The 21626-nt window shown below is 36.3% G+C and carries 17 protein-coding genes; 3 read left to right on the top strand and 14 right to left on the bottom strand.

The annotated features are described in order from the left end of the window. The first annotated feature begins 14 nt into the window (after positions 1-14). From IRT38_RS04580 to IRT38_RS04570, 3 genes are read left to right on the top strand one after another with little or no spacing between them, the layout of a single operon-like run. A complete protein-coding gene (locus IRT38_RS04580; protein ID WP_194597047.1) occupies positions 15-899 on the top strand; it encodes a decaprenyl-phosphate phosphoribosyltransferase in 885 nt (294 codons plus the stop codon). 10 nt (positions 900-909) lie between these two features. Continuing rightward, positions 910-1320: a divergent PAP2 family protein gene (locus IRT38_RS04575; RefSeq protein ID WP_194597046.1), complete on the top strand. Its 411-nt coding sequence runs from the start codon at positions 910-912 to the stop codon at positions 1318-1320. Beyond that, complete coding sequence (locus IRT38_RS04570; protein ID WP_194597045.1) at positions 1317-2942, top strand: hypothetical protein; 1626 nt, start codon at positions 1317-1319, stop codon at positions 2940-2942. The genes IRT38_RS04575 and IRT38_RS04570 overlap by 4 nt, the downstream gene beginning before the upstream one ends. Before the next feature lie 50 nt (positions 2943-2992). On the opposite strand, the gene IRT38_RS04565 is transcribed toward IRT38_RS04570, so the two are convergent. The 14 genes from IRT38_RS04565 to aroK form a co-directional block, all read right to left on the bottom strand. Next, positions 2993-3430 (bottom strand): pilin, encoded by a 438-nt coding sequence (locus IRT38_RS04565; RefSeq protein WP_194597044.1) that lies wholly within the window; start codon positions 3428-3430, stop codon positions 2993-2995. 328 nt (positions 3431-3758) lie between these two features. Next, positions 3759-5609 carry a hypothetical protein gene (locus IRT38_RS04560; RefSeq protein ID WP_194597043.1) on the bottom strand — a complete coding sequence of 617 codons (1851 nt, stop codon included), beginning with the start codon at positions 5607-5609 and terminating at the stop codon, positions 3759-3761. Positions 5610-5619: 10 nt separating this feature from the next. Further along, positions 5620-6366 carry a TfpX/TfpZ family type IV pilin accessory protein gene (gene tfpZ, locus IRT38_RS04555; protein ID WP_227592136.1) on the bottom strand — a complete coding sequence of 249 codons (747 nt, stop codon included), beginning with the start codon at positions 6364-6366 and terminating at the stop codon, positions 5620-5622. 12 nt (positions 6367-6378) lie between these two features. Beyond that, entirely contained in the window at positions 6379-8259 is a 1881-nt protein-coding gene (locus IRT38_RS04550; RefSeq protein WP_194597042.1) for a hypothetical protein, read from the bottom strand. 71 nt (positions 8260-8330) lie between these two features. Continuing rightward, positions 8331-8774: a pilin gene (locus IRT38_RS04545; RefSeq protein ID WP_194597041.1), complete on the bottom strand. Its 444-nt coding sequence runs from the start codon at positions 8772-8774 to the stop codon at positions 8331-8333. 384 nt (positions 8775-9158) lie between these two features. Then, a complete protein-coding gene (locus tag IRT38_RS04540) occupies positions 9159-9722 on the bottom strand; it encodes a TPM domain-containing protein (protein ID WP_194597040.1) in 564 nt (187 codons plus the stop codon). Next, positions 9716-10759: a TPM domain-containing protein gene (locus tag IRT38_RS04535; RefSeq protein WP_194597039.1), complete on the bottom strand. Its 1044-nt coding sequence runs from the start codon at positions 10757-10759 to the stop codon at positions 9716-9718. The genes IRT38_RS04540 and IRT38_RS04535 overlap by 7 nt, the downstream gene beginning before the upstream one ends. A 35-nt stretch (positions 10760-10794) precedes the next feature. Next, the gene (locus IRT38_RS04530) at positions 10795-11385 is read right to left on the bottom strand and encodes a LemA family protein (protein WP_004951564.1); all 591 of its coding nucleotides are present in this window, start codon (positions 11383-11385) and stop codon (positions 10795-10797) included. 175 nt (positions 11386-11560) lie between these two features. After that, complete coding sequence (locus tag IRT38_RS04525) at positions 11561-12454, bottom strand: metal-dependent hydrolase (RefSeq protein ID WP_194597038.1); 894 nt, start codon at positions 12452-12454, stop codon at positions 11561-11563. Between the two features lie 173 nt (positions 12455-12627). Beyond that, a complete protein-coding gene (locus IRT38_RS04520; RefSeq protein ID WP_004909607.1) occupies positions 12628-14049 on the bottom strand; it encodes an FAD-dependent oxidoreductase in 1422 nt (473 codons plus the stop codon). A 71-nt stretch (positions 14050-14120) separates the two neighbouring features. Continuing rightward, positions 14121-18599: a glutamate synthase large subunit gene (gene gltB / locus IRT38_RS04515; protein WP_171496621.1), complete on the bottom strand. Its 4479-nt coding sequence runs from the start codon at positions 18597-18599 to the stop codon at positions 14121-14123. 462 nt (positions 18600-19061) lie between these two features. Continuing rightward, complete coding sequence (locus IRT38_RS04510) at positions 19062-19940, bottom strand: hypothetical protein (RefSeq protein WP_194597063.1); 879 nt, start codon at positions 19938-19940, stop codon at positions 19062-19064. A gap of 16 nt (positions 19941-19956) precedes the next feature. Continuing rightward, positions 19957-21039: a 3-dehydroquinate synthase gene (aroB, locus tag IRT38_RS04505; RefSeq protein ID WP_194597037.1), complete on the bottom strand. Its 1083-nt coding sequence runs from the start codon at positions 21037-21039 to the stop codon at positions 19957-19959. Positions 21040-21059: 20 nt separating this feature from the next. Continuing rightward, positions 21060-21620 carry a shikimate kinase AroK gene (aroK, locus tag IRT38_RS04500; RefSeq protein WP_151722988.1) on the bottom strand — a complete coding sequence of 187 codons (561 nt, stop codon included), beginning with the start codon at positions 21618-21620 and terminating at the stop codon, positions 21060-21062. Positions 21621-21626 lie beyond the last annotated feature (6 nt).

Below are 21626 nucleotides of genomic sequence, written 5' to 3'. Positions count from 1 at the left end.
GCGTTGTAAGTTAAATGGATGATATCGCACAGAAACGGACATTTCTAGGGGAAATGCGAGGACTGATTAAGTTAGTCCGACCAAAGCAATGGGTGAAGAACAGTTTTGTTTTTGCGCCCTTAATTTTTGCTGGGGAATTTTTACACCCAGACGCAATATTTTCTACTTTATTAACCGCATGTTTGTTTTGTATCTCTGCATCAGCCGTCTATATTGTAAATGATTTAAAAGATATAGAAAAAGATCGTATCCATCCTGAAAAATCTAAAAAACGCCCACTAGCATCAGGTCAAGTCAGCCCTAGAAGTGCAATCATCTTATTAGGGTTGCTGTATATCATCCTGATGAGTTTTTGGTTAATCATTCCAAATGTTATCTATGTGATTTTAATTTATTTAGCTTTAAATTGGGCATATACGTTTAAATTGAAAAACGAACCTGTTATCGAAATCTTTATTGTGGCATTTGGTTTTGTACTGAGGGTATATGCTGGTGCAGTAGCTCTAGCAGTGCCTGTCTCTCACTGGATGTTTATCACTACTTTGAGTATTTCACTATACTTGGCTTCGATTAAGAGACGACAAGAGCTACTACAAAGTGGTGCGCGAAGTCGAGGAGTTCTTGCACATTATTCAGTGGCTTTGATAGATCGTTTTGCAGAAATGTCGGCTGTTACGGCTATCGTCTTTTATAGCCTGTATGTTATGGCAATACAACCAAAGTTAGTAATCACTATCCCATTGGTTATTTTTGGTTTGTTTCGATATTGGTATATTGTCGAAACTTTAAAAGGCGGTGAGTCACCAACAGATGTAATTATTCAGGATAAGCAAATATTAATGACGGTATTACTCTGGATAGGATGCTGCATTTGGGTTCTATTCCCAGCCTCACTTTGAAGTATTTTATATGAACACTTATATGTATTTGATCACGCCATTTTTGGCATGGTTAGTCTGTGGAATAACCAAGTTCCTCATCAATTGTATCAAAGAAAAACGTTTGGCATTTGATCTCATTGGTTATGGTGGGATGCCAAGTAACCATAGTGCCATTGTCAGTAGTATAGTCAGTTTAATTGCTTTTAAAGAAGGAATGGATACGCCAGCTTTTGGTGTTGCGCTAACTTTGGCTTTTATTGTGATTTTAGATGCAAATAGCTTGCGTAAACAAATAGGAAAACATGCTCAAGCCATTAATCAACTTGAACATTATCAAGGTCAAAAACTAAGGGAACGTGTTGGGCATAGCAAATTAGAAATTTTAACAGGGATTATATTAGGTTCTAGCTTAGGACTGATATTAGGATTATTTCAATGATATTTTTTAAAAGAAATTTTTTTATTTTTGTGATAGTGGTTTTTTCAATATTTTATTTATTCTCAGCATGGGTTGCAGATGATGCCTACATCACTTTTAGGACCGTAGAAAACTTCCATCAAGGCTATGGCTTACGATGGAACATTATTGAACGTGTACAAACTTATACCCATCCCCTTTGGATGTTTCATCTATTACTAGGAAAATATATTGTTGATGATTTATATTCATTAGCCCTTGTTTTAGGTTATATATACAGTTTGGCAACTTTATATCTATTATTTTTAATCACAAGAAAGAATATTCAAATATTTTTATTAATTCTCTTACTATTTTTATCCTCTCGTGCAGTTATAGATTTTTCTTCATCAGGGCTTGAGAATAGTCTAAGTCATTTTTTAGTTATTTTTTTCTTCTACATCTTATATTTTAAGCAAAAAAGTAAATATTTTTTCTTAATATTAAGTCTAATTTTATCTGCAATGTTTTTAAATCGCATGGACTTGATTATTCCATTTATAGCATTAGCAGTCTATATATTTTTCATTCAATCCTATAAAGATAAAAGATTGAAATTTTCTTTGGCACAAGGAATGATAGGTTTTATCCCTGTAATTTTATGGAGTTTATTCGCCCTATACTATTATGGTTCATTTTTTGCAAACTCTGTTATTGCAAAAACCAATATAGGACTACCAAGAGTTCAGCTACAAATACAAGGTTTCTCTTATCTGTACTATAATTTTTTACATGACCCACTTACTTCTATCATTATTTATAGCACACTTATTTATACTATATTTTCTAAAGATAAAGTAAACAAGATTTTAGGTTTAGGTTTATTTCTCTATCTAGTTTATCTCATTAATGTTGGTGCAGATTATATGTATGGCCGTTTTTTAACTATACCATTTATGATTAGTCTCTGTGTATTGAGTAAAGCTATCAAACTTACGATAAAACAATATGATATAATCACTATATTCTTATTACTATTTTTAATTTTTAATTTTTACTACTATATGTTAAAACAGCAAATTAGTACTACAAATTACAATTTTGCAGATGAACGCCAATTTTATTATCGTACTACTGGTTTAATTCCTAAGATATCAGGAAAGGCTCTGCCCATTGAATATCATTTTGTAGAGACTAAAGCATTATTTGAATCTACTTCAGATGAACCAATCATTATGGGTACGATGGGTTTCCACGGTTATCTTATGGCAAAGTATCATCCATCCAAACATATAATTGATGAACTAGGACTAACCGACCCTTTTCTAGCAGCTCATCCTCTACGTTATGGCTATTGGCGTATTGGTCATTTTGTTCGCTTAATCCCCCAAGAATACTTTAAGAGTGTCCTATTACAACAGAATCTTATTACTGAACCGAATGACCGTACTGTACTTAATCAAATCTGGTTAATTAGTCGTGCGCCATTAAATACACCACAGCGTTTCCAAGCTATTAAAGATTACAATACAGGTCAGATTTTTAAAACTGCAAAACAGGCATTTGAACATTATCCATATGTAATAGATATGAATGCTAACCAGTGGGAAAATTTATGGCTTAAACCAAACTCCGTGAAAAAACCAATTATGTATAGAAAATAGTTTTAAATTTTCATATATGACAAAATTTTTAATTTTGTCATATATGAAAGTTAACGGCAAGCATTAGGACGATATTTGAGACTCAATGTACCTGATGTACATGTCCAACTTGCTCCTTTATCGGCTGTTTCAAAAAGTATCGTTTGACCACTCGCATTACCAGTTGTCATTGTAATGGTTACTGTTCCTGTTGGATAATTCCCAGTAATTATAGAGCTTACTGTAGAATATTTACCCACCAAAGTCGCATTAATTTCTGTACTAGATGTTGTACTATTACCATTAACCAGAGCTGTTGGCCATGTAGCATACGTCCAACCATAATCACCTAGAGCTGATTTTAAACCTGCACCCAGTGTAACAGCTTCTGATACTTGGGCCCTAGTGATATAATCTTGATAAGCAGGAATAGCAATAGCTGCTAAGATACCAATAATTGCCACAACAATCATCAACTCTATTAATGTAAATCCTTTTGAGTTATTCATAGTAATTAATCCTAAATCATATACCAATAAACTAGCAATAAATATACCAAAAATAAATTATTAAAATTCAATAGCTTAAAATATTCCAAATGACATTTTTTGTCATTTATTTCTATTTTTTTTATAAACTGGCAAAATTTTACCAATAAAATTGGACTAAAAGTCCCGTAAGGACTATTAGTCTAACTCTTATATATCATGAAGGCTTTGTTGCATAAATACATAACCAACTGATTTTGTTCATTTAATTTTTAGGTTGAAATTCATACAAACCTATTTAAATCAAAAGCTTACAAAATCTTTATGCAACAAAGCCTATCATGAATAATTAATTTTCACACTTTTCTTGCATATTATTTATTTCGCACCATATCTTAATAATTTTTCCAACATTCTGAATATTGTCATCCTTACGATACATTGCAATCTTGCTTATTTGCTTTGATAAATTCTCAGCTTCTTGTTCTCTTCCCAAAATTTTTAAGAAAGCAATACGATTATAAAACACAGGATATTTTTCAGATGGTTCTAAATATTTTTCAGCAATATAACTATATTGTAATGCAAGTTCAGGATTATTTTCAAACCAAAGTGTTGCAATAGATAAACTATCGTAGACTGTAGCAATTTGCATTGCTGTCAGTTCATAAGGAGCTGCTGCTTTTGATAATATATCTATTGAAATTCTAGGATACATCTTATGGAATTCTGGAATATATGAAATCACTCCTTTCAGATATTCTATACTTTCTGGATTTCTCTTAATTAATAGTGCTTTTGCATATAAAATCTGATCAGCAACATGAAGTGCCTTGCCTTTCGATATTACCTCTTTATCAAGAATAGAAATCAATTCATCTAAATGATTATATTTCAATAAACTAAAATAATATAAGTTTCTGATTGTTGCAAGTTCAGGATAAATCCTATGTACCCAACTCCATAAAGTCATCTCATTTTTCCAAAATGGAATAATCGACTTTGTGGTTACATAAGCTCCTATTGACCATATCAATAAAATTGTAATAGCTAAAATCTTCCATGATTTTTTACCAAGCTCAGATAAAGTAAAGACTATACCAATGACAAAAAAAGTTAAACCTAATGTCATAAAGCGTTCTTGTATAATATTATTTCCACTTGAAATAGGAATTAAGAAGATAACCAAACTGATCGTTACTAGATAACTTAACATCATCCATGCAAAGAAAGAGTTTCTTTTCACTGCATTAATAGTAAGATAAATAAGAAAAATGGCTATTAAAATAATACTAATAATATTTATTAAATTTCTAACAGTAAACAGCTCTGTTGGCTGAATTGGTCCTAATGTATAAAATGGCAATAATGCTTGTAAGAAATATTGTTTGATTGCATATAAAGGTATCTGCTGTTCAAATACGATTGTTTTGTAATACTCCCATGTAAATGGATAATGATAGGTTTCTTGCATTGAAGATAATCTAAGCATATAATATATAATAAAAAATACCCCAATAAATCCAAATAAAGTATAATATTTTTTAAAAAAACTAATAAAGCCAACTCTAAAACCATCAGAAGACACAGCACAATATAATATAAATATTAAAATAGGAACAACCAAACCTAATTCCTTACTCATCAAAGTAAAAAAATAACATAATCCTATTAAGAAATTAATAAATAGATTTAACTTATTTTTTAAATATTGAGAAATAAAAAGTATACAAGTAAGTAAAGTAAATAATGTTACCATCAAATCAAAACGACCAGATACCCAAGCCGTAGTTTCCACATGAATCGGATGAATTGCATATAACCCTGCACAAAAACTAGCAAGCAATACAAGATTTTTCTTTTGCTTTGCTTTTCCTAATAAATACGCCAACCAATAGACTAAACTAATATTACAAAGAAAAAGTCCAAGGTTGACAAGATGAGAAATAGCAGCACTTTGACCAAATAATTTAAACTCAATAAACCAAGAAAGAAAAACTAAAGGTCTAAAATAAGAAGAACCCGGTAAAACAGGGCGAGCTAGTATATCCCAATTTAATTTACTATTAATTAAATCAACATTATCCACAATTAATAAGTCATCATCCCAAAGATAATCAAAGTGTAATACCTGTTTATAAATAAAAAATATTACAACCAATATCATTAGCAAGGGTAATATTTGACTAATTTTCTTCATCTCTGGTCTCTTAATCATTCCACGGCCTTAAATTGACAACTCCTAAAGGCTGCCCATCCTTATCAAAAATAGCCACCAAATCTAAATTTGGCGCTTTAACAGGAAGCCACCCTCTTACATGATGGAATTGATGTAATTCTTTTTCTATTTGCTCCTTAGAATTAAATTGTTGTAACTTATCCAATGATTGCAACTTTCCCAGGATCGCTTTGGATTGAACTTGTATTGGTTGATAAGTTTCTGGTCGTGTTGCTAAACTAATACCATCAAACATTTCATCTTCTTTCTGTTGTTTCGCAATTTTCGGATTACTAGAATAAACTGCTGCAACCCATTGTGGAGATTCAAAAAAACCAATTTCAAATTCTTTTTTTTCTTTAGAAATATATAAATTTATTGGACTAACCAATTCAATATCATCAACAACAAACACCTGCCATGCTGGTCGTCCTTTTTCTATTGTCCATAAACCATAGCTATAGGCAGTAAGTTGTATAATAAGGATAACAATAACATCAAATATTAATTTTTTTTTATCTGCTTTATACACAATCAAAGTACATAACGGACCAAGAATAAAATCAACACTTAGCATTATCAGATATATAGAAGATACACCAACAGCTAAATTTAATGGCTGTGGATACCAAATACCATATATAAGATATAAAGCAACTAAAACCAAAATAACTGAAAGTACTAAATGACTTAAAAATGCCTTTACTCTCTGTTTAATAGAAATAGTATTATCCAACATTATCCTTACCCTCTAAAACTGCTCTTTAGCAAATCTTTGGCAGGCTTCCATATTTTCTCGTCCCTGACAATATTGACCAATAATAGCAGGTGTATAAATATATGCATTACCACCTCGCTTCAATGTCTTTTCCTTCTGCTGGTGATATAAGTCAAGTGCTTGCTTATACTGCTGATTTATATAGAGCACAGCTACTAAGTAATAATTAAACTGTTCCTTTTGATCATCAAGAAGATACCATTCAGCAATTTTTAAGTTCTGAATTGCACCCTCAACATCACCTTTAAATTTAATGAGAGCTAAAGCATATAATGTATAAGCATCAGACATTTGTGCAGAACTTAATAAAAAATAATCTGCCTTCTGCCTTGCTTTAGCATTATTTTCTTCGTGTAACTTTGGCAATACTGAAATTACACCTTTAAAATAATCCAAGCTTTCAGGATCATTTTTATTTAGTAGTGCAGTAGCATACGTTATTTGCTCACCTACCTCTAATGCATTATGTTTTTCTATATATTGATTACTAATTTTAATTACCTCATCAAATTTTTTCTTATTTACTAAAGCAGATAAATAATTACTACGAGCAAGTTTAGAATCAGGATGGGTTTGGTAAGCCCAATACCATAAAGTATACTCATTTAACCAAAAAGGAGCGACTGTTTTTACTGTAAGTATCGAAAATCCTAACCAAAAAACAACTACTATTGTACCAAGGACTACCACTTTTCTATATGAAATTTTTAAATTTTTAAATATCTTTGTATAGGGTAAAAATACTATAGCTAAAACCACAAAAATCATGGGTAATGTTAAAAACCGACTATGTCCTAAATTATTTGCTATACCCACAGGAATAAAATATAAAACCAAGAATAAGTATATAAAGGCACATAAACTCAGCAATGCACTTATATGACGTTTATATATTGCAAGATAGAAAATCAACAATATCAATATACCACTAATATAAGCAATAGATCTACTAAATAAACTTTGATCTAACTGTTCTAAAGGAGATAATAAAGAAACATGGCTAAAAGGTAAAAAAATCTGCAATAAATAATATTTAATGGCATGTAAAGGTAAAATACCATCTAATATCATTATTTGCATATAATCTCTATTAAATATTGCACTATTATATGAAACAGAACTTAATCTCAATAGTAAATATATTAAAAAAAATAGTATAAATGTAAAAATTAATTTGTATTGATTAAAAATAGCATTTTTTATTAATTTTAAATAAGATATATTAGGTTCCAAAATAATATAAAAAATAAATAAAATAATTGGCATCCATATAGCGACTTCTTTACTTAATAAAGCACATAGAAAACTAAATCCAATTGTAATACTAGCAGACCAAGAGAGAGAGATTTCACTATTTTTAAAGTACTTAATAAAAACTAATAACGCAACCAAACTAAATAATGTACACAATTGATCAAAACGACCAGATACCCAAGCTGTAGACTCTATTAAAGCAGGATGTGTCAAATATAATAATGTAGCTATACTTGCTAAAACAAGTGGTTGGCTTCGATCTAATCTCTTAGCAAACAAATAAGATAATAAAAATAATAATAAATTATTAATTATAAAAATAATTAATCCAATAGTATGAGATACAATTGGGTTTAATCCGAAGATATGGAATTCACAATACCAAGTTAAAAAAACAAAAGGCCTAAAATAGCTAGTATTTGGTAATACAGGACCAGAAATTAAAGTCCAAGTTAAAGGCTCTTCAACTAAGCCTGTTTTATTTACAAATAATAATGCGTCATCCCATACATATTGAGCAGAAAAAATAGATGAATAAAGAAATAATATTAATATGATAAAGCATACTATTATGCTAACTACTTTTAATTTATATTTCATATTTCCATCTGTTTCCTTTACAAAAAAACAAGACCTCTATAGAGGTCTTGTATGATCACATGAATTAATTATTATTTACATGCATTTGGACGATATTTAGGTAAAGTCGTACCTGTAGTACAACTCCAAGAAGCACCTTTATCAGTAGTTGTGAATAATACTGTAGAACCACTTGCATTACCTGTAGTCATTGTAACTGTAACTGTACCAGTAGGGAATGTACCACTAACTGTAGAAGCAACAGTTGCATACTTACCAGTTAATGTTGCACTAATTTCTGTAGCAACAGTTGAGGTAGCTGTTGGTGCGACTAAAGCAGTAGGCCAAGCTGCTTTATCAGAAGCATACTCAGCCAAAGGAGCTTTTAAACCGCCACCCAAAGTTACAGCTTCAGATACTTGTGCACGAGTGATGTAGTCTTGATAAGCAGGAATCGCAATTGCAGCCAAGATACCGATGATCGCTACAACGATCATCAATTCGATAAGAGTAAAACCCTTTTGCATTGATTTCATAACATTTCTCCAATGTATAAATTTTTATAAGCTTTTATTAGCTACTTGTATTCAGCATGTTCTATGCCAGTCCTTAGCTTATCGAATTTTAACTCAAAAAAACAGAGACTTAAAACATTATTCAGCATGGATAAAAGTCCTGCTTTTTTGACAAAAAAAAATAATAAATGACAAATTATGTCACCATTTAGCAAGTCTGAGACCTTGCTTAAGAAATTTTTAATGCTTTTTTAGTGATTTTCACAATTAAAAGAGAATTTAATCACAGAGTTTTTATTATCTTTTTTTCTAAAAAGTGATGAATAAATAGACCATTTATCGGAAGATAAACGGTCTAATCGAAATAGGTTGAATTGATTTTTGATAAAACAGCTTAATAAAGCCTTAGTTTAGAATATATGGCTCGTTTGAAAGCTCATTGTTCACTTCACTTTTATTGTTTTTACCGTAAAACTCATCAAGCACCGTACCAATTATCTGCACTCCATGTTTAACAGCAGCTTGATATTGTTTTGCAGTCAAAAGGCTGATCATTTCCTGACAGATTTGAGTCCAAATATGTGTTTGTGTTGCGTACTTCAAACCACGATCAATCAAAATCTCAACTTTACGCTCACACAAATTTAAATAAAGCAGCACACCACTATTCAACTCGGTATCCCAAACACCTAATTCTGCAAAGAGTTGCTGCGCGCGTAAACGTGTATTTTGATAGTAAGCTTGTGAGCACGGTATATGACCTTCAATTACCACCTGAATTTCACCTACATGACCTTTCTCTGCTTGCTGTACTGCTCTGGCAATCTCTTGTCGATCTTGTTTATTAAAATATCGATGTGCCGATGAAACGTAAAAAAAATGCTTTAACCAGCGTTTTGCACTAGGTTGTACAGATTCATCTAGCTTGGGTTGCGTAATAATTTCTGTTGTATCTGTTTTAGTTACCATGATCCTGAGGCACCTCCCCCTCCAAAACTACCGCCACCACCGCTATAGCCACCACTACCGCCAAATCCTCCACCTCCGCCTCCGCGTCCTCCACTAGACAAGAAAGCTTGAAAAATCAGTTGAGCAAGTGATGTGATTAATAAAAAGAAAATACCTACACCAAGCAGCAAACTCATAAGGATACCAGCACCATTTACCAAACCTGCAACTGTTGCAGCAACAGCAGCAGTAGATGCACTTAATCGTTTACCGACAATGAACGATCCTATGACACCCGCAATTAAAATAAATAGCGCCATCGTAAGCGTATTATCTTTTGCTTGTTGTGCTTGGATTGCCTGCTCATGTCGCTCTTTGAGCTCTTGAGCAGATTGTTGAGCGATCTCTGGATCAAGATTCACAATACGGGTAAGCTCATCCAAACCTGACGAAATCCCTTGTGCATATTGACCTTGTTTAAAATAAGGCGTGATCTGATTGCGAATTATTCGACTCAATACTACATCAGGTAATACACCCTCCAAGCCATAACCTGTCAATATTTGAATTCTACGGTCGTTGATCGCAATCGCCATCAATAAACCATTATCTCGCTTGGCTGAACCTAATTGCCATTCTTCGCCTGTACGCAAAGCAAAGTCAAAAATGGCTTCTTGTCCTGTCGTTGGCACAATAATTACACCGATTTGAGCTTTGCCTTGTTGATATAAACTCAGAATTTTTTGGTTAAGTTGCTGTATTTCAGCCTCACTCAACACCTTAGCTTGATCAATAACAGGCTGATTTAAAGTTGGTAAAGCTCGAATTGATTCACCATCCTCCATATCATTGGCAACTTTTGGCAATACGGGTGCTTGTGTTGACTGCGATGATGTAGAGGTATTTTTATGCTGATCTTGAATGATTTTTCCAGCAACAATCACATCACTGTGATCTGTTGCGGTTGCAACCTCCGCCCAAACGGTATGCTGACAACAAAGCAGCGCAAAAAGAATAATAAGAATATATTTAATTTTTTGCGTTGGTTTTATCAACATACCTTACTCCTTATCGATCTAACCAGTTTCAGATATTAATTAAATGAAACTGTAGGAGCTTGCTGTGCGGATTGTTCTGCTTTGAAGTTCTCTTTGGTTTTCATTCCAATGACTTTTGCAGTCATCACCTGTGGGAACTGGCGTACATAAGCATTGTAATCTTGAACGGTCGTGATATAGCGATTGCGAGCAACGGCTATACGATTTTCAGTACCTTCCAATTGGGCTTGTAGATCACGAAATTGTTCGTTGGCTTTTAAATCGGGGTAATTTTCAGAAACAGCTATCAGACGAGACAATGCACCCGTTAATTGACTTTGTGCTTGTTGGTATTTCTCAAACAAAGCTGGGTCTTCTAAAACTTCTTTATCAACTTTTAAACCTGCAACATTCGAGCGTGCTTGAGTCACTTCTGTGAGCACTTGTTCCTCATGTTTGGCATAGCCTTTCACGACATTAACAAGATTTGGAACTAAATCAGCTCGACGTTGATATTGGTTTTGTACTTCTGACCATGAAGCACTCACAGCTTCATCTTTCACTTGCAACGTATTATAACCACAACCCGTAAATAACAATGTGCTTGCCAATACGGTTGCCAAAGCGGTGTGTTTGATCATTTTCATAAAAATTTATCCTCAAGTTTTTCTTTATATTTTTGCGATAATTCATTGTAGTGAGATTTTTTGCTATCTGTGTAACATTTATTTAAGTTGATTTATTTTTAGATTAAATAAAAAAGCATTACTCAATTCGCTTGAAGTAATGCTTTGCAATACGAGGAGTATTATGCTGTCTGCCTCATAAACTGTAAATTTTAGATGCGGTTTCCTCTTGAAAGCTGATCATTCCATATTCGTCAGCCATACGTGCTTTCCAGTAATTTACCAATTTCGTATAGTCGTGCTTTGCAGGATGGAAATCTGTTTGATAATACGATAAGTATTCAGGAATAAGCTGAATTAACATTTTTCCAAGTAAATAGATTCCAAATAGATTACCACCGACTTTCGGTAAGCTTTTCCATTTATCTTGCCAAATCAAACGTGATGTTGCATAAAAAGTGAGACTTGCAAATCCAGTGGTTACACTTCGCATTAATAAACGACGAATACGATCATCACCATAGACCTCTTGATAGACATCAAAGGCAACGGAGCGATGTTCAATTTCTTCAATTGCATGCCACACCCATAATTTCATTGCATCATCATCTAAAGTACTTAATATTTCTGGATGTTTGAGAATGTAACCGCCTAACATCGCAGTAAAATGTTCAAATACACAAGTTAAAGCGAGCTGTAATTTTGGATGAATGTTTCGTAGTGCATCATCACGCTTTGCCAGCCACGCTTGAAAACGATCAAGGTTATAATCTTCTTTACGCCATGCATCATTGAACTCAGTATGGGCTTTAGAATGCATAGCTTCTTGTCCAATAAATGCAGCAATTTGTGCTTGTAACTGAGGATCTTTAACTTTATCTCGTACGTTCCGCACACTGTTTACAAAATATTGTTCACCAATTGGAAAAGTGGATGATAACGCAGTTAAAAGATGCGACATTAACGGAGAGTTAGCAAAATAGTGTCGTTGAATTTTTTTAGGATTAAATTGCAAACGACGCACTGTAATTCCCAAAGCTTTGGGACGATTTAAATAGCCTTTCTCTGAATTTGCATTTGCAAGTGCCATCTTGAGTTCCTGCACATTTTATATACTGACTTTGAGTATTGCGCTGCAGGATAATCAAGCATAGGGCAAAATAGCTTATACGATTTGCCAAAACTACCAAAAAGATAAGGTGAAAATAGTAGAGCCTGCATAATGCAGGCTCTACTTAGACGTGTTTTACAATTTTGTCTGGATTAAACACCAAGGTAATCTAAAATACCCTCGGCAGCTTGACGACCTTCCCAGATAGCAGTTACGACAAGATCAGAACCACGTACCATGTCTCCGCCTGCGAAGATTTTTGGATTAGAGGTCTGGAACTTGAACTCTTGCTGTTCAGCTGCCACTACACGACCTGAACCATCTAAGCTCACATTCGCAGAACCAAACCAATCCGCAGGGCTTGGACGGAAACCGAAAGCAAGCAATACTGCATCAGCTGGTAAAACTTCTTCAGAACCAGGAATTGGCTCAGGGCTACGACGACCACGGCTATCAGGCTCACCCATCTGTGTAGTCACGACTTTTACGCCTGTTACCTTGCCATTTTCGCCGACAATTTCAATTGGTTGACGATTGAATAGGAATTTTACACCCTCTTCATAGGCATTTTTCACTTCGCGCGCAGAACCCGGCATGTTGCTTTCGTCACGACGGTAAGCACATGTCACATCATGTGCACCTTGGCGTAATGAAGTACGGTTACAGTCCATCGCAGTATCACCACCACCCAGAACAATCACCTTTTTGCCATCTACACTGATGTATTCGCTTGGATCTTTTTCCCAGCCTTGGCAACGATTTACATTCGCAATTAAGAAATCTAATGCATCGTAAACACCATCAAGATCTTCACCAGGGAAACCACCTTTCATATAAGTGTATGTTCCCATACCCATGAATACTGCATCGTATTCAGCAAGCAACTGTTCGATCGTTACATCGACACCAATTTCAGTATTCAAACGGAACTCAATGCCCATCCCCGTGAAGATTTCACGACGACGTTTCATCACATCTTTTTCCATTTTAAATTCTGGAATACCGAATGTAAGTAGACCACCAATTTCAGGACGTTTATCGAATACAACTGGTTTTACACCACCGCGCGCAAGAATGTCTGCACAGCCTAAGCCTGCTGGACCAGCACCAATAATTGCAACTTTTTTATTCGTCCATTTAACGCCAGACATATCTGGGCGCCAGCCTAAAGCAAAGGCAGTATCGTTGATATATTTTTCAGCATTACCAATCGTTACTGCACCAAAGCCATCATTTAGAGTACAAGCACCTTCGCATAAACGGTCTTGTGGACATACACGACCACAAACTTCTGGCAATGTATTGGTTTGATGACAAAGTTCAGCTGCTTGGAAAATTTGACCTTCAGCAATCAGTTTTAACCAGTTTGGAATGTAGTTATGTACAGGACATTTCCATTCACAATAAGGGTTACCACACCCTAAACAACGATGAGTCTGGTTTGCAGCCACTTCCGCTGTAAAAGGTTTATAAATTTCCACAAACTCTGCTTTGCGGACAGTAATATCTTTTTTCTCTGGATCTTGACGTGGTACATCCAGAAATTGAAAGTCATTATTGAGGCGTTCTGCCATGTCTCTCTCCGTGGGTAGGCGCAGCGATGTCTCTCATCTCTGCACCTGCCTATGTCTTTGCAGTCGTGGAATTATTGTGGATCAGCTTGGGTTGTTTTCAAAAGCGTTTGCAAATTAGCAGCTTTCGGTTTTACAAGCCAGAACTTACGACTATAGAAGTCGAACTCATTACGGATTTTGTATGCCCAAGCACTACCTGTTTCTTTGATATGTTCATCAAGGATACGCAGTAGATTTTCTTTGTGATCTTCCATCGACTCGGTAGAGATACGATTTAGGTCAATCAGCTCATGGTTGTAGTAGTCTACAAAGTCATTATCAAGGTCAAGTACATAAGCGAAACCGCCTGTCATACCCGCACCAAAGTTATGACCAACTTTACCTAAGACAGTTACCACACCACCTGTCATATATTCACAGCAGTGATCGCCAGCACCTTCAATTACCGCAAAAGCACCTGAGTTACGAACAGCGAAACGCTCACCCGCAGTACCCGCAGCAAATAACTTACCGCCAGTCGCACCATACAAACAAGTGTTACCGATGATTGCAGTATTTTGTGTTTGGAACGGTGAACCTTTTGGTGGGAAGATGGAAACGCGACCACCCGCCATGCCTTTACCAACGTAATCGTTCGCATCACCTTCAAGTTTGATATGCAGACCACCTGCGTTCCAAACACCAAGTGACTGACCAGCTGTACCAACAAGATTCATCACAACTGGGTTGTTTTCCATCCCTAAGTTGCCGTAGCGACGTGCGATCTCACCTGAAATACGCGCGCCAATTGAACGATCACAGTTACCAACAGTGAAATTAAATGAACCGCCTGTACCTGCTTCAATCGCTGGTAGCATTTCAGCAACCATTTTCTCAGCCAATACACCTTTATCAAATGGCGCATTACCTTGAACTTGGCAATACTGAGCTTTACCTTCAGCAGATGGATGTGAAGTCAATAAAGCGCTGAGATCAAGATGAGCATGCTTTTCAGTTTCACCTGGTAAAACTTCAAGCAAATCAACGCGACCAATCAAATCTTTAAGTGATGCAACACCTAGAGCAGCTAACCATTCACGTGTTTCTTCTGCAATAAACTTGAAGAAGTTAATCAACATTTCTGGTTCGCCAATATAGTGTTCTTGACGTAAATGATCTTGCTGAGTTGCAACACCAGTTGCACAGTTATTCAAGTGGCAAATACGAAGATATTTACAACCTAATGCGATCATTGGTGTAGAACCGAAACCAAAGCTTTCAGCACCTAAAATTGCTGCTTTGATTACATCCAAACCTGTTTTTAAACCACCATCAGTTTGAACACGTACCTTACCACGCAAATCATTTACACGAAGTGCTTGATGCGCTTCACTTAAACCTAATTCCCAAGGCGAACCTGCATGGTGAATTGATGAAAGTGGAGATGCCGCTGTACCACCGTCATAACCAGAAATGGTAATGAAGTCAGCATAAGCTTTTGCAACACCTGCAGCAATAGTTCCAACACCTGGCTCAGATACCAGTTTTACCGATACCATCGCTTGAGGGTTTACTTGCTTCAAGTCAAAGATCAACTGAGACAAATCTTCAATTGAGTAAATATCGTGGTGTGGTGGTGGTGAAATCAAAGTCACACCTGGCACCGAGTAACGTAAACGTGCAATTAAGCCATTCACTTTACCACCTGGTAACTGACCACCCTCACCTGGTTTTGCACCTTGTGCTACTTTAATCTGCAAAACTTCAGCAGAAGTTAAGTACGCTGGCGTTACACCAAAACGACCTGATGCAATCTGTTTGATTTTCGAGTTACGAATCGTGCCGTAACGCGCTGGGTCTTCACCGCCCTCACCTGAGTTCGAACGACCACCAATTGTATTCATTGCAATTGCAATTGCTTCGTGTGCTTCTGGAGATAATGCACCCAAAGACATACCAGCAGAGTCGAAACGCGGAAGGATATCTTCAATGCTTTCAACTTGATCAAGCGCAATTGAATTTGTCGTTTTTAATTTGAATAAGTCACGAATCGTAGCTACAGGACGGTTATTCACCAACTCTGCATATTCTTTAAAGTCTTGATATTGACCTGAGCGAACAGCCTTGTGAAGTGAGTTAATCACGTCTGGGTTGAAAGCATGGTACTCTTTACCAAATACAAATTTAAGTAAACCACCTTGATCAATCGGCTTACGGTTCTGCCAAGCAGTTGTTGCCAATTTTTTCTGATCGTTTTCTAAATCTGCAAATGTCGCACCTTGAATACGGCTTGGTACACCAAGGAAACACTTATCAACAACTTCAGAAGATAAACCTACCGCTTCGAATAATTGACCACCGCGATAAGAAGCAACTGTCGAAATACCCATTTTAGAAAGAACTTTCAACAAGCCTTTCTCAATACCTTTACGGAAGTTTGCTTGTGCGTGGATTGGATCACCCAATAACTCGCCTTTAGCAACTAGGTCATTGATTACATCATAAGCCAAGTAAGGGTAAACCGCTGTAGCACCAAAGCCGAGCAATACTGCAAATTGGTGTGGATCACGCGCAAAACCTGTCTCAACTAAAATGTTTGCATCTGTACGCAAACCAGTTTTAATTAAGTGATGATGTACGGCACCTGTTGCCAATGCTGAATTCGCAGGTAAGAAGCCTTCACGGAAGTTCTTATCTGTTAATACGATGAGTGTTTTCCCATCACGAACAGCTTGAGCAGCTTCTTCACAAATACGAGCAATTGCTGCTTGTAAGCCTTCTGCTTCAGCATAGTTCAAATCGATATCAACAACGCCATAACCTTCGCGCTCTTTTTCCACATCACGAAGCTGCTGCATTTTTGAGTTTGACAATACAGGGCTTGAAATAATGATGCGGTCAGCGTGCTCTGGACCTTGTTCAAATACGTTTTGCTCACGACCTAAGCAAGTTTCCAATGACATCACAATCGATTCACGCAATGGATCAATTGGTGGATTAGTTACTTGAGCAAACTGTTGACGGAAATAATCAGATACATGACGTACCTGACGAGATAATACTGCCATTGGCGTATCATCACCCATCGAACCAACAGCTTCTTGACCACTTTCTGCGATAGGACGTAACAACTGATCACGCTCTTCAAATGTTACCATAAACATTTTTTGAGCTGCTTTTAATGCATCGCCAGTTAAACCTTGATCAACTAATTGTTCTTCAAGTTGCGGGTTCGCTTGCAAACGGATTGCGTGATCACGTAACCATTCACGATATGGACGCATGTTTTTAAGATGGTTACTAACATCTTTAGTATCGAGAACTTTACCTGTCAGTGTATCTACAACAAGGATTTGACCAGGACCTACACGGCCTTTAGATACCACATCTTCTGGTTCATAACCCCATACACCGATCTCAGATGCAAGTGTGATGTAATCATTTTTAGTGATCACCCAACGTGCTGGACGCAAACCATTACGGTCAAGCATACAGATTGCATGGCGACCATCTTGAATAACCAAACCTGCTGGACCATCCCAAGCTTCCATATGCTTAGAGTTGAACTCATAGAAAGCACGTAAGTCAGCATCTAAGGTTTCAACGTTTTGCCAAGCTGGTGGAACTAACATACGTAGTGCACGGAATAAATCCATACCACCACCAACTAAGATTTCAAGCATATTATCTAAGCTAGAAGAATCCGAGCCAGTACGGTTAACAATTGGATTTAGTTCAGTTAAGCCTGGAAGTAATGGGTTTTCAAATTTTGGAGTACGCGCCAAAGCCCAGTTACGGTTTGCAGTAATAGTGTTAATTTCACCATTGTGTGCAAGATAACGGAAAGGCTGAGCCAAAGGCCAACGCGGTAATGTATTGGTTGAGAAGCGCTGATGGAATACAACGATATGTGATTTTAGACGCTCATCTGCCAAATCAGTGTAGAAGTCAGCAATAGCAGCAGGCATCATCAAGCCTTTATAGCTAATCACTGTTGTGGCTAAAGTAGTCACATAAAATAAAGGATCATTTTGTAATTGTTGTTCAGCACGACGACGCGCTAAGAAGAGTTTACGATTAAACTCAACTTCAGTGACACCCATAGGGCAGTTCACTAGGATTTGTTCAAATGCAGGAAGTGATTGCAACGCAATTTCACCTAGAGCATCATTATTTGTCGGCACAACACGCCATGCTGCAACGGTAAGACCTTCAGCTGTAATTTCTTTGTTCAGAATATTTTTGGCATTTTGAGCTAAAGCAGGGTCAATATTTAAAAATACAGTACCCGCAGCAAAAATCTCAGTAAGATTAGTACCTAACTTCTGAGCTTCGTCACGAAAGAACTGTTTCGGCATAGCCAATAGCAATCCGCACCCATCTCCCGTCTTACCATCTGCGGCAATACCACCACGGTGCGTCATGCAACTTAAACTGTGAATTGCGGTTTCCACAAGATGATGACTTGAATCACCCTTCATATGGGCAATCAAACCAAAACCACAGTTATCCTTAAACTCATCAGGTTGATATAAACCTTGAGCGGGAGCTACAGTATTAGGCGATGGCATGTGCATAGCGTACCCTTCTTTCAACATGGCTCTTTCGAGCAACAAACAATCAATTCATTTTCTGCGATATTGCCGATCAACTCATATAAAGTTCAATGCTTCGCGAAAACATTTTTTCTGGCGGATTTGCAATATACGCTGTTCCGCTAGGAGATTCAGCGCATTTCACCATATAAAGTGTTTTTAGTTATTACACCTTCACACTTCTTTGTAAAGCACAAAAACTTTACATTTCACCAAAATAATGAATCATTTAGCACTAAAAAGAGCAATGAGCAGATAAATTAGCACCACAACGATGCAAAAAATATGCCATAAAATTATAAATTTACTAAATCATTAAAAAAGTTAAAATAACTAAAAATTATAAAGATATGAGTCGTTTCCTTTTAGAACAAAATTGCACCAAAAAAAAGCTTAATGCAACAATTTTGAACTATTTTGCACCATTTTAATGCAAGATCAATTAAATGGATCCGTTACTTCTCTTCTAGAAGAATCTGAATTTTCTCTTATTTTTTCAGGAGTTGAGCTATTATTTTGTTGATTAGACTGACTTTGTCTAACGTTAACCACATTACCTTGTGCATCACGCTGAGTCACAGTTGTAGTCACAGTTGTCGATGTATTTACACTCTGAGTTGTAGCGGTATTTGATGAACCCTTCGCCTGCTGCCCACTCATCAACAAAGTTTCATCTATTTTAGGTAATGCTGCTGGCTTCAATCGCACTTCAAATAACTGATTCGAAGCTGACTTTAACTCATCTGAGCCTAAATCATTTACATAAGATATATAAGCAGATAATTGCTGAATGGTCGGATGTATTGACTTTGGTAAAACTAAATTAAGTTGGGAAAATTGACGTTTAGCTTCTTTAGCGTTTGGGAAAAGACCATATGCCAATACATATTGTTCAACTTGTTGATCACCACTCAAACGAAAATAACTAAATTTATTCCGATCTGCACGACTCAACAAAAAGTTTTTAACAATTGCCTCATCCGAACTACGAAAAATTTCAACAACCCATTGACGTTGATTTTCACTGATAAATTTTGTTCCACGGAATTCAGGTGCATGTTCATTCGACACAACAACACGAGTTGTCAAATCTAGTGGTTTAACCTCATTCGTTAATGCACCTAAATTCGTAGTCGCTGTTACTTTTTCAGACTTAATTTCAACCTGTGCTTCATTTTTAGAAGGGTGATCCACCTCAACAAGTGCATCACGATCCGTTACAGCCCAAAATATCAGTGCAGCCACCAAACAAGCGATAGAGAAAAAAAGCCAGCTATACTGTTGAATATTTTGCCAAATTGATCGTGACACAGCTATATTACCCTAATTTTAATTACGCGCTTTGGTTTGCAAGAATTGCTTGTTTCATCAGCTCAACATCAAAATCCTTAGTGATCACTGCTTGTCCAAGTTGTTTCAACAAAACCAAACGCAATTGACCATTCAAAACTTTCTTATCATGTGCCATATAAGCTAAGAATTCTTCAAGAGGAATTTTTGGACATGATATCGGTAAACGAGCACGTTGAATGATTTTTTTTGTACGCTCAAGATCTCCCCTTGAGATCCAACCCAAACGTTCAGACAAATCAGCAGCCATCACCATCCCCGTAGCAACAGCTTCTCCATGCAACCAAATACCGTAACCTAAATAAGACTCTATTGCATGCCCAAATGTATGACCTAAATTCAACAAAGCTCGTTCACCTTGCTCTTTCTCATCATTTGCAACAATTCTAGCCTTATGAGCACAAGAGCGATAAACTGCTTCAGCTAACAGGTTTGCATCTCGAGCAACCAACCCATCCATGTTCTCTTCGAGCCAAGTTAAAAAATCAAGATCACCAAGTAAGGCATATTTAATCACTTCTGCCAATCCCGCCGACAACTCTCGATCAGGCAAAGTGTCTAACTGCGCCATATCCGCAAGTACAACTTGAGGTTGTTGAAATGCACCCAGCATATTTTTGCCCAGTGGATGATTAATTCCTGTTTTACCCCCAACACTCGAGTCCACTTGCGACAATAAAGTTGTAGGAACCTGAATGAAATTTACACCACGTTGAAAACAAGCGGATGCAAAACCAGCCATATCACCTACAACACCACCACCTAAGGCAAGCACTGTACAATCTCGATTAAAACCTGCTTCTAATAAAGCATTAAAAATCAGATTCAAATGCTCAATATCTTTATACTGCTCACCATCAGGTAAGATACAAGTTGCAACTTGTTTATCTAATTGCTCTAAAGCTTTACCATAATGCTCCGCGTATAAAGGTGCGACAGTTGTGTTAGATACCAACATCACTTGTCGTCCGTGCAGATAAGGTTCAAGTAATCTCTTGGGATCTAAATGACTACCAATAAAAATCGGATACCGACGATCCCCCAACTCTACATGTAACGTCTGCATAGCATTAACCACTAAATAAATTACTTGACTTGTTTAGATAAAATTAACTGAAGAATTCTTTGAGCTAAATCTCTTGCTGCACCTTGATTTGTTTCAATAATATAATGAGCAACTTCGCGATAGAGTGGATCTCTCGCATCTAGCAATTCTCTAAGTTTCTTTTCAGGATTTTCAACTTGAAGTAATGGACGATTTTTATCACGATAGGTACGCTGCAGTTGAAGTTCTACAGGCGTATAAAGATAAACAACTATTCCTCGCTGATGAAGGAATTGACGATTTTCTGCTTGAGTAACTGCACCACCACCTGTTGCTAGAACTAATGATGAACGAGAAGTTAAGTCATTTAATACATTTGTCTCGCGTAAACGAAATCCCACTTCACCTTCTTTTTCAAATATCCATGGAATGGTAGCGCCTGTTTTACGTTCGATTTCATGATCACTATCAATAAAATCACGACCTAACAATTCTGCTAAATGCCGACCAACTGTTGTTTTACCTGCCCCCATTGGCCCTACCAAATAAATATTTGGTAGGGATTCAAACGCTTTGCTTGGCAACGCGCCACCTATATTCATTGCGAC

It is taken from the genome of Acinetobacter sp. SK-43 (genome assembly GCF_015351505.1).
In the GTDB taxonomy this organism is placed as follows: Bacteria; Pseudomonadota; Gammaproteobacteria; order Pseudomonadales; family Moraxellaceae; genus Acinetobacter; species Acinetobacter junii.
The sequence above is the reverse complement of the archived record's forward strand: the minus strand, read 5'-3'. Positions and strand labels throughout refer to the sequence as shown.